Source organism: Enhygromyxa salina (assembly GCF_000737335.2).
Taxonomy (GTDB): domain Bacteria; phylum Myxococcota_A; class Polyangia; order Nannocystales; family Nannocystaceae; genus Plesiocystis; species Plesiocystis salina_C.
In genome coordinates, this window is the sequence record NZ_JMCC02000072.1 from 17,182 (window position 1) to 31,159 (window position 13,978).

Here is a 13,978-nt window from a genome sequence, read left to right on the forward strand (position 1 = left end):
GTCTGACAGAGCCGCGTGACACTCGCTGGCCCCGGTGCGGATCGCTAGACTCACCGGCTGCGGGACTGGCAGCCGGCGTGGTCAAGCCAGGTCGCAACGATCGAGCGCAGCGAGCCTCGCGTGGTGCTGCAGGCCCACGCGGGCGGCGATCCGTGCGGCGTGGCGATCGCTTGTGGCAGCGACCTCATGCAGATCGCCGTTGCACCCGAGCACCGCCGCCGCTCGATCGCCAGCGCGTTGCTTGGCGAGCTCCACCGGCGCAGCGCCGATCCGCTGCGGATACTCAACGTCGATGAACGCGCCGTCGCGTCGCTCGCCTGGCTCCGCCACAGCGGCGCGCGACCCTTCATGCAACAGTGAGAGATGACCCGCGAGGTCAGCTGACAGCGACGCCGGGGTCTGGCAGCTCAGATCGGCCGATCGCCGGCGATCGTGATCCGCTGCATGATCCGAACGGCCGGCCAAAAGTCGTTGACCGGCCGGTGCATGGTCGAGCGGTTGTCCCAAAACGCGAGGGTCCCTGGGCGCCAGCGGAGCCGGCAGGTGTGCTCGGGGACCTCGAGGTGATCATACAAATACGCGAGCACGGCCGCGCTCTCGCGCTCGCCCACGCCGATCAGGTGGGTCGTGAACAAGCGGTTGACGAACAGCTGCTTGGCGCCGCTGATCGGGTGCGTGCGGATCACCGGGTGACGGCGCGGCGGGTTGTCGCGGACCGCGTCGCCAAGCCGCTCGAGCCCGCCCGGCTCGGCCAGGCTCTGGCGAAACCCGTGCGCGAACGAGTGATAGGCCTCGAGCCCCTCGAGGTAGCGCTGCATGCGATCCGACAGGCTCTGGTAGGCGGCGCCCAAGCTGGCGAACAGGGTGTCACCGCCCGAGCCGGGGATCGTGATCGCCCGCAGGATCGACCCCAGCGGCGGCCGCTCCATGAAGGTCATGTCGGTGTGCCAGGTGTCGATCTTGGGCGGCTTGGCCTCGTTGTTCTCGAGCACGTTGACGACCGGGTAGCCGGGCACGGTCGGGTAGGCCGGGTGGGCGACCGGGTCGCCAAAGCGCAGCGCGAGCGCGAGGTGATCCGCCGGCTCGATGTGCTGGTCGCGGAAGAACAGGACCTGGTGCTCGACCAGCGCGGCGTGCAGCGCGTCGGACAGCGCGTCGTCGATCGGTTGGGTCAGATCGACGCCGAAGACCTCGGCGCCGATCGTGGCGGTGACTGGCTGCAGCTTCAGCATCGGGGCCTGGACGCGGGCAGCTTTTTACACCGCCCGCGCGGCTTCGTAGAGACCGTCTGCTTTCAGCTCGGGCGAGGGCTCCTCGCCCGCTTGCGGGCGGCATTCGTAGACTGGGTCGACCGCGCCAAACGGAACGCCATGCAACACGGCTGCAACGCCAGGCCCGCCCGATCGCCCAGAACCAGGGTCGCGTAGCCATGGCGGCCTGGCATGGCGATTGCTCTGTCCGGGCCGTTGCACCGGGACGAAACACGAGCCTTCGTGAAGCACTCACGCGCCAGGTCGGAGCGGCCATCGTGAACTACGGCTTTGTCATTGACAACACCCGCTGCATCGGTTGCCACGCGTGCAGCACCGCGTGCAAGAGCGAGAACGAGGTCCCGCTCGGGGTCGATCGGACGTGGGTCAAGTACGTCGAGCACGGCGCGTTCCCAGACGTCACGCGCACGTTCCAGGTCACGCGCTGCAACCACTGCGAGAACCCGCCGTGCGTCCGGATTTGCCCGGTCACGGCCATGTACCAGCGCGACGATGGGATCGTCGAGTTCGACAAAGACATCTGCATTGGCTGCAAGGCGTGCATGCAGGCGTGCCCCTACGACGCGATCCACATCGACCCAAACACCCACACGGCGGCGAAGTGTCACTATTGTGCGCACCGGATCGACGCCGGGCTCGAGCCCGCTTGCGCGGTGGTGTGTCCAACCGAGGCGATCGTCGCGGGTGACCTCGACGACCCCATGAGCAAGATCGCCAAGCTGGTCGCAACCAGCCGCGTCAGCGTGCGCAAGCCCGAACAGGGGACAGCCCCCAAGGTGCTCTATATCGACGGTGACGCGGTCGCGCTGCATCCCACGGTGTTCGCCGCCAAGCCGAAGCAGCTGATGTTCGCGGACGTGGTCACGCAGCAGGGCACGGCGAGCCAGGCTGCCCCGGCCCCGCGTCAGACCAGCACCGCGGCTTCGGGCGCCAAGATCCGGGTCCCGGCGGCCCAGGGGCTCCCAGCCGGCTCCCCCGTTGGCGGCACCCGAGCCGAGCAGATGATCCAGCTGGCCTACAACGCGCAGCACGAGCTGCCCTGGCACTGGCCGGTGCCCGCGTACCTGGTCACCAAGGGCATCGGCGCCGGCATCTTCGGGTTCTTGGCGCTTGGCTGGGGCCTGGGGTTGTTTGCGTTTGATCAGGCGGCGATCGTGTGGGGCGGGCTGCTGGCGATCTTGGCCACCCTCGCCACGACGGGCTTGCTGGTCATGGATCTCGAGCGACCCGAGCGCTTCTTGTCGATCTTGCTGCGTCCGCAGTGGAAGAGCTGGCTGACGCGCGGGGCGTTCTTGCTGGTCGGCTTCGCGGGGATCTCGGGCGCGTGGTGGGCGGGTGAGGCGGCGGCGGCGTGGACCGGCGGCGCGTTCGTGTTGCCAACGTTGGCGCGCGCCGTGCTGGGCTGGCTGACGTTGCCGCTGGCTGTTGGGGCGGCGATCTACACCGCGTTCTTGTTTGCCCAGGCCGAGGGCCGCGACCTGTGGCAGAGCCCGCTGCTGCCGCTGCACCTGCTCGTGCAAGCAACCATGATGGGCACTGGCGCGCTGTTGGGCCTGTCTGCCGTCGTCGAGCTTGGGCCCGATCTGGTCGCGGCCGCGCGGGTCGGGTTTGGGGTCAGCTTGGGCGTCGACTTGTTCGTGATCTTGTTGGGTGAGTTCGCGATCCCCCACGCCAGCGAGCTCGCGGCGCGTGCCGCCCACGAGATTCGCCATGGACGCCACGCTCGCAATTTTTGGTGGGGCGCGATCGTGCTTGGGCACCTGGTCCCGCTCGCGCTGCTGCTGATCCCCGCAGGCGCGTTGCCTTCCGCGCTCGCTGGGGTCGTCGTGTTGCTCGCGGCCGCCACCGCTGCGATCGGGCTCTACGCCTACGAGTACGTGTTTGTGATGGCGCCGCAGGAGCTGCCCAACTCATGAGCACCCTCGCAGCCAAGATCGCCAGGCTGATCACCGCGGTCCTGCGCCCGGAGTACGCCCAGCACGACGAGCCGGTGATCGGCACGGAGCAGACCAACGCAGCCGGCCAGGCCCTGCCAAGCTACGGCGCGGCCGCGGGCGAGCCGATCCGGCTCGACACCATGATCGACGTTGCCCACGGCGACGGTCGGATGAGCCGCTACCCACCGCCCGCGCACTGGGAAGACTGGGTCGAGTGGGACGCCAAGGCCTGGCCGCGCAAGCTCGCGCGACGCTACGCGCTGATCCCCACGATCTGCTTCAACTGCGAGAGCGCCTGCGGGCTGCTGGCTTACGTCGACAAGACCACCTTCGAGATCCGCAAGTTCGAGGGCAACCCCGTCCACCCCGGCAGCCGCGGCCGCAATTGCGCCAAGGGCCCGGCGACCCACAACCAGATCTACGATCCCGAGCGGATCTTGTACCCGCTCAAACGGGTGGGCGAGCGCGGTGAGGGCAAGTGGAAGCGGGTCAGCTGGGACGAGGCCCTGGCCGACATCGCCGGGCGCATGCGGGCCAGCCGGCTGAAGCGGCGCGATGGGATCATGTATCACGTGGGCCGGCCCGGCGAAGACCACTACGCCAATCGCTGTATCTCGGCGTGGGGGGTGGATGGGCACAATAGCCACACCAACATCTGCTCGGCGGGCGCGCGGGCCGGCTACACGTTGTGGACCGGCGCGGATCGTCCGAGCCCCGACCACGCCAACGCCCGGGTGATCTTGCTGATCTCGAGCCACCTCGAGACCGGGCACTACTTCAACCCGCACGCCCAGCGCATCATCGAGGCCAAGCAAAACGGCGCCAAGATCATCACATTTGATCCGCGCTTGTCGAACACCGCCGCGCGCAGCGATGTGTGGGTGCCGTGTTGGCCAGGATCCGAGGCGACGATCCTGCTGGCGATCGCGAATTACTTGATCAGTCGACGCAGCTACAACCGCGAATTCGTCCGCCGGTGGGTCAACTGGGAGCAATTTCTGGCCGAGGCCCCGGGCCTGCCCAACATGCCCGAGCTGCCGGTTGGCGCGGGCCGCTTCGAGGACTTCGAGCGCTGCCTGGACGCGCTGTATGCCGAATTCACGTTCGAGCGGGCCGCCGCCGAGTCGCAAGTGCCGATCGAGCGGCTGCAAGAGACCGCGCGCTTGGTCGAGGCTGCCGGCGATCGCCTGGCGAGCCACACCTGGCGCTCGGCGTCGATCGGCAACCTTGGTGGCTGGCAGGTCGCGCGGACCTTGATGTTCCTCAATGTGCTGACCGGCAGCGTGGGCACCCGCGGCGGCACGTCGATGAACTCGTGGAACAAGTTCGTGCCCAAGCCCTTCAAGCAGCCGCCGGCGTTCAACGCCTGGAACGAGCTGCACCTGCCCCACGAGTGGCCGCTGGCGTTCTTTGAGATGAGCTTTTTGTTGCCGCACTTCTTGGCCGAGGGCCGCGGCGACATCGACGTGTATTTCACGCGGGTCTACAACCCCATGTGGATCAACCCCGACGGCTTCATGTGGCTCGAGGCCCTGCGCAACGTCGACAAGCTGAAATTTCACGTCGCGCTCACGCCAACCTGGAACGAGTCGGCGTGGTTCGCCGACTACGTGCTGCCCATGGGCCACGCCAGCGAGCGCCACGATCTCATGAGCCAAGAGACCCACGCCGGGCAGTGGATCGGGTTTCGCCAGCCGGTCAGGCGTGTCGCCCTCGAGCGGGCCGGCAAGCCGATCAAGCACACCCATGAGGCCAACCCGGGCGAGGTCTGGGAAGAGGCGGAGTTTTGGGTCGAGCTGTCGTGGCAGATGGACCCGGATGGTTCACTGGGGATCCGCCAGTGGTTCGAGAGCCCCGTCGACTCGAGCCGGCCGGTGTCGCAAGACGAGTACTGGGGCTTTGTGTTCGAGCACAGCGTGCCGGGGTTGCCAGCTGCGGCCCAGGCCGAGGGGCTGACGCCGCTCGAGTACATGCGCAAGTACGGCTGCTTCGAGGTCGTGCGCGAGAACTACGTGCCCTATGAGGCGGAGCTGTCCGAGGCAGCGTTGGCCGGCAGCGAGGGCGCAGGGGCGGGCGGCGTGATCCTGCGTGACGGCGCGGCGATCGGCGTCGAGATCGACGGGGTCGCGCGAGTTGGCTTCACCACGCCCAGCCGCAAGCTCGAGTTCTTCAGCCCCACGCTGCGCGACTGGGGCTGGCCCGAGCGCGAGCACGTGCTGCCGTGGCCGCTCGAGAGCCACGTTTCTTTGGGCAACATCGATCGCAGCAAAGGCGAGATGCTGCTGCTGCCGAATTTTCGGCTGCCCACGCTCATTCACACGCGCTCGGCCAACGCCAAGTGGCTCTACGAGATTAGCCACGCCAACCCGGTGTGGATGCACCCCAGCGACGCCCAACGGATCGGCGTGGAGACCGGCGCCCTCGTGCGCGTGGAGACGGAGATCGGCTACTTCGTCGACAAGATCTATGTGACCGAAGGGATCAAGCCGGGGATCATTGCGATGAGTCATCACCTGGGTCGGTGGCGGCTGGCCGATGACGCCGGCGGCAACCCAGGCATGACCGCGCTCGCGCAGCTCGACGAAGATGGGCTGGGGGGCCACACCCTCAACATTCTCGAGCACGGCAAGGCGTGGAAGAGCTTCGACCCGGACACCAGCCGGATCTGGTGGAAGGATGTCGGCGTCCATCAAAACCTGACCCACGCAGTCCACCCGGATCCGATCAGCGGCGCGCACTGCTGGCTGCAAAAAGCGATCGGTGTTGGCAAAGCTCAGCCCGGTGACAAACACGGCGATGTCCGCGTAGACACCCAAAAGTCGATGGACGTGTATCGCAAGTGGCACGCGCTGACCCGCTCCGCCGTGGACCACAGCCCCGACGGGACCCGCCGACCTGCCTGGCTCAAGCGTCCGCTGCGGCCCGTGGACGCCGCCTACGCCCTGCCAAAGGAGCCGTTTGGGCGCTGACGCGGAGCAGCAGGCGCTTGGACGCAGCCGCTTGTACGCGCTGCTGGCCCGGCTGTTCGTGCGAGGTGCGACCGCCCGCTCGCTCGCCCAGCTTGGCGCGCTCGAGTGGGTTGAATCCGAACCGTTGGATCACGACGAGCTCGCCGCGGCGCACCACGCCTGCTTTTCGCTCGGGGTGTTTCCCTACGCGGGGGTGTTCCTCGATCCCGCCGCGCAAGCAGGCGCGTGCGCGGATCGGGTCCGCAGTTTCTACGAGCAGGTCGGGTTCGCGCCGCGACTCGACGAGCTCAGCGCCGATCACCTCGGCATCGAGTTCGCGTTCTTGTCGTTCGTGACCGGCGCCCAGGCGGAAGCCCACGCCGACGGCCGACCCGAGCTGGTGACCCGCTGCGACGCGGTGCTTGCCAAGTTTCTCGACGCTTGTGTGCTCTCGTATCTGCCCGCGTTCGTGTGCGCCTGCGAAGATCTGTCCGAGAATGGCGAACACTCGCTCTGGCCCAAGATCGCGCGGGGGGCTCTGGAATTGGTCGCCGAGCACCGCAGCCACTTGCCAGGGACGCTGGACCCGGTCGCCCTGCCAGCCGCCGACCCGCTGCTGCAGGATCGGGCGACCGGCCTGCGCGAGCTGGCGCGGTACCTGCTGACGCCGGCCAAGGTCGGCGTGTTCTTCAGCCGCGCGGACATCGGCGCGCTCGGCCGCCGCCACGAGGTCCCACGCGGGTTTGGGCCGCGCGAGCTGATGCTCGACAACCTGCTGCGCAGCGCCGCCGAGTATGGCGAGCTGACCGGGCTGCTCGACTCACTGGACGCTGTGTTCCTGCGGCGGGATGATGCGCTCGCCCAGATCGCCAGCAGCTGCGCGATCGAACCCGCGATCGCGCCCTGGCGCGCCGCGATCGCCAGCGCGAGGACGCTGCTCTCCCAGCTGCGCGACGCCAGCACAGCCCCTTCACGCACCAGCACGGACACAGGTCGACCATGAAAATCGAAGCCTTCTACGATGAAGCCACCAGCACTCTGACTTACGTCGTGTTTGATCCCGAGTCACGCGACGCGATCGTCATTGATCCGGTGCTCGACTACGATCCGGCCAGCTCCGAGATCTCGCATGTCTCGGTCAATCGCGTCAGCGTGTTCCTGCGCAAGCACGAGCTCGAGCTGCGGCTGATCCTCGAGACCCACGCCCACGCGGATCACCTGTCGGGCTCGCAGGTGCTCAAGCGCAGGTTTCCAACGGCGCAGACGGGGATCGGCGCCAAGATCACCGTGGTCCAGGCGATCTTCAAGGACGTGTTCGATCTGCCCGCCGACTTCCCAACCGACGGCCGGCAATTCGATCGGCTGCTGCAAGACGGCGAGGACGTCGAAGCCGGCACCTTGCGGTTTCGCGTGATCGCAACCCCCGGCCACACGCCCGGCTGCGTGAGCTACTTGTTCGAGGACGCGCTGTTCACCGGTGACGCCATGTTCATGCCCGACATGGGCACGGGTCGCTGTGACTTCCCGGCCGGCAGCGCCGAGGACCTGTATGACTCGATCACCCAGCGGATCTACACCTTGCCCGACGCGACCCGGATCTTCGTGGGCCACGACTACCAGCCCGGGGGGCGCCCGCTCGCCTATCAGTCCACCGTTGCCGAGCAAAAGGCCACCAACAAGCAGCTGCCAGCCAGCCGCGGGCGGGCGGAGTTCGTGGAGTTTCGGACCCAGCGCGACGCCAGCCTGACCGCGCCGAAGCTGCTGTTTCAGAGCGTGCAGGTCAACGTCGACGCGGGCGCGCTGCCGGATCCGGCCGGCAATCAAAAGCGCTATCTCAAGATCCCGATCAACGCGTTTCGGCCCCAGCCCGAGGACTCGAGCGCGATCGTGGGCGAGACGATCTGAGCCGTGAAAGCCGGACGCTGGCGGCCCGTTGCCCCGCGTGCCTGGGCCCCCGCGACGACTCCAAATCCTGCCTTGCCCCGAGTCCTGGGAAGCGATGCCCGCGGTCGCTGGCGGCCGCCAGTGTGAGCGTTGCGAGCACCGGGTGACCGACACGACGGCGATGACCGAGCCCGAGCTCGCGCGGCTGCTCGACGCCAGCGAGACCACCCGGACCTGCGTGCGGATCGAGCGTGACGGGGATCGGCTCCGGCTCGCGAGCGGGCTCGCTGCCGGCATCGTGGCGCTGGTGCTGGCCGGCTGCGCGACGGCGGGCGCCCAGCGCGACGGCTCGACCCCCAACGCCCAGCTCGCGCGGCTGCCGGCTGGGAGCCCCGGTGAGATCCAAGGTGTCATCCGCGACACGGGGGGCCAGCGGATCGAGGACGCGGTCGTGATCTTGCAGAGCGTGGCGCTCGAGGGCGAGCGCTCGCTCTTGACCGGCCCAAGCGGTGCGTACCGGTTCGAGCAGCTGCCCCCTGGTACCTACACAGTCCAAGTGCTCGTGAACAGGGCCAACGTCAGCAAGATCGTCACGCTCGACGCCGGCTCCGATCCCGCGTCAGGCGTCGCGGCTTCGGGCGTGCGGGTCAACTTCAAGATCTCCCCCGAGGCGATGAGCGACGGCGTGACACTTGGCGTGGTCGTCTGTGAGCCACGCATTCGCATGGACGCGTCGAGCAGCTACAACTCCAGCTTGGTGTGGATCGGGGACTGACATCTGAGCGCGGTTGTCAGCCCAGTACCCGGCGCTTAGGATTCGCCGGCAACGATGCCGGCGATCACGATCCACATCCCGACCACGGTCTTGCCCGCCCACGGAGCCTGAGCACGTGGCCCAAGACAAGCCCTGGAGTACGCAGACCCCGGAGGGGAAGCTCGACTACATCGTGATCGGCTCGGGGATCGGCGGGATGTGCTGCGCCGCGCTGTTGGCCAAGCTTGGCAAGCGCGTGCTGGTGCTCGAGCAGCACTACGAACCGGGAGGCTACACCCACACCTTCAAGCGCAAGGGCTGGCGCTGGGATGTGGGCGTGCACGCGGTCGGCGAGGTCACCAAGCGCTCGATGCCGGGCCGCCTGCTCGCGCACCTGACCGATGATCGACTGCGCTGGGCCAGCTTGGGTCCGGTCTACGACGAGTTCTACTGGCCCGACGACTTTCGGATCGACTTCCCCGACACGCCCGAGAAATTCAGGGCCAACCTGCTCGCTGCGTTCCCCGATGAGCGCGAGGCGATCGACACGTGGTTGGCGCTCGCGCGCGAGGTCGCGGGCAGCATGCGCGGCTACTACTTGAGCCGCACCTTGCCGCCGGGGATCGGGCGCGGGGCCGAGACCGTGTTCGCCCGCACCGCAAAGAAGTGGTTCGAGCGCCGCACCGCCGACGTGGTCGCCGAGCTGACCGACAACGAGCGGCTGCGCGCGATCTTGGTCTCGCAGTGGGGCTACTACGGCTCGACGCCGCGCCGCTCGTCGTTTGCAATGCAGGCGCTGGTCACCCGTCACTTTCAATGGGGTGGCTATTATCCCGTGGGTGGCTCGGATCAGATCGCGCGCTGCCTGTTGCAGACCGTGGCTGACGCGGGTGGCTGGACCAAGATCCGGGCCGACGTCGAGCACATCATCATCGAGCATGGGACTGCCTGCGGCGTGCGCCTGCGAGGCCGCGACGGCGCGCCGGGTGAGGTCATCCGGGCCGATCGGATCGTCAGCGCCGCCGGGGTCTGGTCGACCGTGGAGCGGTTGTTGCCGGTCGAGCACGCCAAGCAGAGCTGGGCGCGATCCGTCGCGCAGCTCGACCCTGCGCCGCCGCACGTGTGCCTGTATCTTGGCTTCGAGGGCGACATCACCAAGGCCGGCGCAGGCGCGGCCAACAAGTGGTTCTACGAGACTTGGGACACCGAGGTGGGCGGCTGGGATGTCGCGCCTGGCAAGCCGGTCCCGCGCGCGCCCGTGCTGTATTGCTCGTTCCCCTCGCTCAAGGATCCCCAGCACGATCCCGGACCCAAGCAGCGCCACACAGGCGAGATCGTGACCTTCGTGCCGTGGTCGTCGTTCGAGCGCTGGCAGGGCTCACGCTGGCAGCGGCGCGACGCCGACTACGAGGCGTTCAAGCAGGAGCTGCACGACGCGATCTTGGCCCAGTACCTCGAGTACATGCCCGCGCTCGCGCCGATGATCGCCCACGCCGAGCTGTCGACGCCGCTGTCCACCGATCACTTCGTGCGGCCCTTCGCCGGGTCGATCTACGGGTTGGAGCCCACCCCCGAGCGGTATCGCAACCCCTGGCTGCGGGCCCGCTCGCCGATCGAGGGCTTGTTCTTTGCTGGCAGCGAGGTGTCGACCGTTGGGGTCGTTGGCGGGATGATGGGCGGCGTGTTGGCGGCGTTGTCGGCCGAGCCGGTCGCGGGTGCGCGGCTGATGTTCGAGGTCGAGCGCGGCTGAGCCTGGCATCACACCGGCATCACACCGGCATCACACCGACATCACACCGGGGGGTCCGCTGGGCCCCTGGTCGTTGGGCCGATGTCGCGTTGAACCGAGAGCAAGCGCGCACACGGCATAGTTTGCACAGGCGCTCGATCGTTGTTGGGCTGGCTCGGTGGGTCCAATGACACGGAGCCATGCGCAACTGCGCGGGCCGCAGGTGGTCGCCCACGACAACTCTGGTAGATAGAGGCATGCCTAGGTTGAGCTGTCTCACCGGCCCGAGTCTGGTTCTCTTGCTCGCGTGCAGCCCCGCGACCGGTGGTCTCGGCGGTGGCGACGACACGGAATCGGGCTCGACGCAGACCGGAACCGGGAGCGACTGCATCGGCCAGTCGGGTTGCGCGTGCACGCCGGGTGGCGGCTGTGACCCGGGCTTGGCCTGCGTCGCCGACATGTGTGAGCCCGTGTCCGGTGACGGTGACGGCGATCCAACGGGAGACGGCGATCCAACGGGCGACGGCGACGGCGACGGCGACGGCGACCCTGGCTGCACGGAGCTGGGCTGCATGTGCGACGGCTCGCTCGACGCCTGTGACCCGGGGTTGATCTGCGAGGACGGTGTGTGTGGGCCAAGTCCGTGCGGCAATGGGATCCAAGAAGATGGTGAGGTGTGCGACGACGGCAACATCGTCGGTGGCGACGGTTGCGAGGACGACTGCACGCTGACGACGGTCTCCGTGGTCGCGGGTACCCTGCACACGTGCGCGCTGATCGAGGGCGGTCACGTGCGCTGTTGGGGCGCGGGGGCTGACGGCCGGCTGGGCCACGGCAACACCAACAGCGTCGGCGACAACGAGGCGCCGGCCAGCGTGGGTCACGTTGGGTTGCCAGACGCGGTGGTCTCGCTCGACGTGGGTGATCTGCACAGCTGCGGTCTGTTCGCGGACAACGCCATGCGCTGCTGGGGTGAGGGCAGCGTCGGGCAGCTCGGCAACAGCTCGGACGAGAGCTTGGGTGACGACGAGGTGCTGGAAATGCTCGCAGGGATCATGCTGGGCGGCACGGCCACGCAGTTTTCCAGCGGGTATGCCCACACCTGCGCGCGCCTGGATACTGGCGACGTGCGCTGCTGGGGCGACAACGGCAGCGGCCAGCTCGGGGCCGGAGACACCGTGAAGATCGGCGACACCGAGCACGCGAGCGCGGCTGCGCTGGTGCAGCTTGGCGCTGACGACGTGGCGTTCGTGGCCGCGGGCTATCGCCACAATTGCGCGGTCACGGTCGCCGACGAGCTCTATTGTTGGGGCCTCAACAGCAAGGGGCAGCTGGGCCTGAGCAGCAACGTGGCGATCGGCGACAATGAGCCGGCCAACGATCTGGGCCCCGTCGACGTGCGCCCGATGTCGCTGCCAGACAACGCGACGATCACCCAGCTCGCGCTCGGCAAAGAGCACTCCTGCGCGCTGTTCTCGTCGGGGGAGGTGACGTGTTGGGGCCACGCCAACCGCGGTCAGCTCGCGCGCGGCAGCAAAGACAACTGGAGCGACAGCGCCGACGAGCCGCCCGCAGCCTTGTCGCCGATCAGCCTAGGGGGGGCGGCCACGGCGATCAGCGCGGGCGATGAATTCAGCTGCGCGCTGCTCGACGGCGGCGCCGTGCGGTGCTGGGGTAAGAACGATCGCGGCCAGCTCGGGCTTGCCAACAAGGCTGACTTTGGTGACAGCATGGACGAGGTCCCGAGCACGATCGACCCGATCGATCTTGGGGGCCCGGCGATCTCGATCTCGTCGGGGGTCGAGCACAGCTGCGCCGTGCTCGAGGACTACTCGGTCGTGTGCTGGGGCCGCGGCGCCAACGGGCGGCTTGGCTATGGGAACGTCGACGACATCGGCGACGACGAGTCGCCCGCGACCGCCGGCGCCGTCGAGCTGTTCTGAGCTCGTGGCCGCTCACTGACGCTCGAGGACCAGCAGCCCGTTGACCAGCGACTCGCGCACGAAGCGGGCCACGCTGGCCGCGACCTGCTCGGGCGTGGCCCGGCACATCTGCGCGTAGTGTTCGACGGCTTCGGTGAGGGTGTGGGTCTGGGCGAGGATCTCGATCAGGGCCGCGGCGGCCTCGCTGAGCTCGCGGTCGCTCGCGTGGCCACCCTCGAACCGGATCCGCAGACGATCGTCGCAGGTCCCGGCCAGCGAGCGCTCGTGCACGAACAGCGCGTGGGGGCTGGGACGCACCGACAGCTGCAGCAGCGCGGCGTCTGGGAGGGCGGCGGCGTCGAGCGCACGACGCAGCTGCGTGAGAGCAGCGGCGTCGTGGAGCCGCGCGCCGTCGGTGTCGACCCGCGCTGAGAACCGTGGGGCCCCGTCGCTGTCCGGGCGCTCGACCAACACCAGCACGTGGCGGGTTCGCTCGATCCCGAGCTCGCGCAGGTGCTCGCGGTAGGCGATCGCGGCGGCGGCGTAGTCGGGGCCCAGCTTCGAGTGCGAGGTCGAGGCGTAGCCCAGGGCTTGCTGATCCGCGCCGAGGCCCTTCGCGGCCACGGCGATGATGCGCAGGGTCGGGTCGTTGACGGCTGCGGTCAGCCGGTCGATCAGCGCTTCGTCGTCGGCGCTGTCGAACAGCGCGATGGCGCGGCCGCGCTCGCCAAGCAGCGGGGGCAGCTCCGACAGCATCCGCAGCGCCAGCTCGTCGCCGCGACGGCCACCGTGGAGGTAGGTTGTCGCGGCGACCGAAGCTGGTTGGGTCACGAAGGGCGGCTGCGAGACGATGAGCTCGAAGCGCTGACCGGCGACCGGAGCCGAGAGGTCACCCGCTTCAAAGCGCGCGTTGGAGATGCCGTTGAGCTTGGCGTTGAACCGGGCGTACGCGACCGCGCGAGGATCCAGATCGACGCCAACGACCTCGCGCGCCCCGGCCCGCGCGGCCGCCAGCGCGAGCGAGCCGGCGCCACACCCAATGTCGAGCACGCGCGGGCTGTCGCTGATCTCGACCGCCCGCCACAGCTCGAAGGTGGTCGCGCCTGGGCCCATGACCGGGTCGAAGCGGGCGTCGACCTCGTCGGAGCCGAGCAACAGGCCCGCGAACGGCATCAGGCGCAGGCTGGCGCGCAGCTGACCGTTGGTGGACTGCAGCGCGTTGGCGGACTTCAGCGCTTGGATCAGCGCCTCGCCAAGCACCGAGCGGGCGAGCGGCTCGTCAACGGCGTCGCGGTAGGCGAACAGCCGGGCCCACACCGCCGCGGGTTCGGGCAGGTGCTGCAGCCACGCGTGGACGAGCGGGAGTCGGACGGCGTCGAATTGCTTGGGGGCGATCGCCTCGGCGCGGGCGATCAGCGAGGCGTTGAAGCCCGCGTCCATGCTTGCCTGGATGCGTGCACACAGCTCGAGAGGGAGCGCGAGCAAGGCGGTGGGGTCGGGGCGTGGATCAGACACGAGGGTGCTTGGCTACCA

10 protein-coding genes are annotated in these 13,978 nt (G+C 68.5%); 8 read left to right on the forward strand and 2 right to left on the reverse strand.

What is annotated here, in order from left to right; translation table 11 throughout:
• The first annotated feature begins 123 nt into the window (after nt 1-123).
• On the forward strand, nt 124-360 hold the full coding sequence (locus tag DB30_RS25400; RefSeq protein ID WP_146660548.1) for a GNAT family N-acetyltransferase: 237 nt from the start codon (nt 124-126) through the stop codon (nt 358-360).
• Nucleotides 361-407: 47 nt separating this feature from the next.
• Here the strand turns inward: DB30_RS25400 and DB30_RS25405 are convergent, their stop codons facing one another.
• Complete coding sequence (locus DB30_RS25405) at nt 408-1,232, reverse strand: TauD/TfdA dioxygenase family protein (RefSeq protein ID WP_052553523.1); 825 nt, start codon at nt 1,230-1,232, stop codon at nt 408-410.
• Nucleotides 1,233-1,528: 296 nt separating this feature from the next.
• Between DB30_RS25405 and DB30_RS25410 the strand changes: the two genes are divergently transcribed.
• The 7 genes from DB30_RS25410 to DB30_RS25440 all read left to right on the forward strand — a co-directional run bounded on the left by DB30_RS25410 (nt 1,529) and on the right by DB30_RS25440 (nt 12,466).
• Nucleotides 1,529-3,187, forward strand: coding sequence for a 4Fe-4S dicluster domain-containing protein (locus DB30_RS25410; protein WP_146660550.1), 1,659 nt, complete (start codon nt 1,529-1,531; stop codon nt 3,185-3,187).
• A 161-nt stretch (nt 3,188-3,348) separates the two neighbouring features.
• Nucleotides 3,349-6,177, forward strand: coding sequence for a molybdopterin-dependent oxidoreductase (locus tag DB30_RS25415; protein ID WP_165703942.1), 2,829 nt, complete (start codon nt 3,349-3,351; stop codon nt 6,175-6,177).
• The gene (locus tag DB30_RS25420; RefSeq protein ID WP_052553527.1) at nt 6,167-7,159 is read left to right on the forward strand and encodes a TorD/DmsD family molecular chaperone; all 993 of its coding nucleotides are present in this window, start codon (nt 6,167-6,169) and stop codon (nt 7,157-7,159) included. The genes DB30_RS25415 and DB30_RS25420 overlap by 11 nt, the downstream gene beginning before the upstream one ends.
• Complete coding sequence (locus DB30_RS25425; RefSeq protein ID WP_052553528.1) at nt 7,156-8,061, forward strand: MBL fold metallo-hydrolase; 906 nt, start codon at nt 7,156-7,158, stop codon at nt 8,059-8,061. Before DB30_RS25420 ends, DB30_RS25425 begins: the two co-directional genes overlap by 4 nt.
• A gap of 94 nt (nt 8,062-8,155) precedes the next feature.
• Nucleotides 8,156-8,815, forward strand: a complete 660-nt coding sequence (locus DB30_RS25430; protein ID WP_052553529.1) for a carboxypeptidase-like regulatory domain-containing protein — start codon at nt 8,156-8,158, stop codon at nt 8,813-8,815.
• Between the two features lie 115 nt (nt 8,816-8,930).
• Entirely contained in the window at nt 8,931-10,544 is a 1,614-nt protein-coding gene (locus tag DB30_RS25435; RefSeq protein WP_052553531.1) for a phytoene desaturase family protein, read from the forward strand.
• Nucleotides 10,545-10,780: 236 nt separating this feature from the next.
• Nucleotides 10,781-12,466 carry an RCC1 domain-containing protein gene (locus tag DB30_RS25440; RefSeq protein WP_146660554.1) on the forward strand — a complete coding sequence of 562 codons (1,686 nt, stop codon included), beginning with the start codon at nt 10,781-10,783 and terminating at the stop codon, nt 12,464-12,466.
• Between the two features lie 12 nt (nt 12,467-12,478).
• Here the strand turns inward: DB30_RS25440 and DB30_RS25445 are convergent, their stop codons facing one another.
• Entirely contained in the window at nt 12,479-13,960 is a 1,482-nt protein-coding gene (locus DB30_RS25445; protein ID WP_146660556.1) for a methyltransferase, read from the reverse strand.
• Nucleotides 13,961-13,978: the final 18 nt, after the last annotated feature.

What these genes read in the sequence shown, in the direction of transcription:
- DB30_RS25405 (WP_052553523.1), bottom strand. Translation starts at nt 1,232, where the DNA reads ATGCTGAAGCTGCAGCCAGTCACCGCCACGATCGGCGCCGAGGTCTTC.
- DB30_RS25415 (WP_165703942.1), top strand. Translation starts at nt 3,349, where the DNA reads ATGATCGACGTTGCCCACGGCGACGGTCGGATGAGCCGCTACCCACCG.
- DB30_RS25425 (WP_052553528.1), top strand. Translation starts at nt 7,156, where the DNA reads ATGAAAATCGAAGCCTTCTACGATGAAGCCACCAGCACTCTGACTTAC.
- DB30_RS25430 (WP_052553529.1), top strand. Translation starts at nt 8,156, where the DNA reads ATGCCCGCGGTCGCTGGCGGCCGCCAGTGTGAGCGTTGCGAGCACCGG.
- DB30_RS25440 (WP_146660554.1), top strand. Translation starts at nt 10,781, where the DNA reads ATGCCTAGGTTGAGCTGTCTCACCGGCCCGAGTCTGGTTCTCTTGCTC.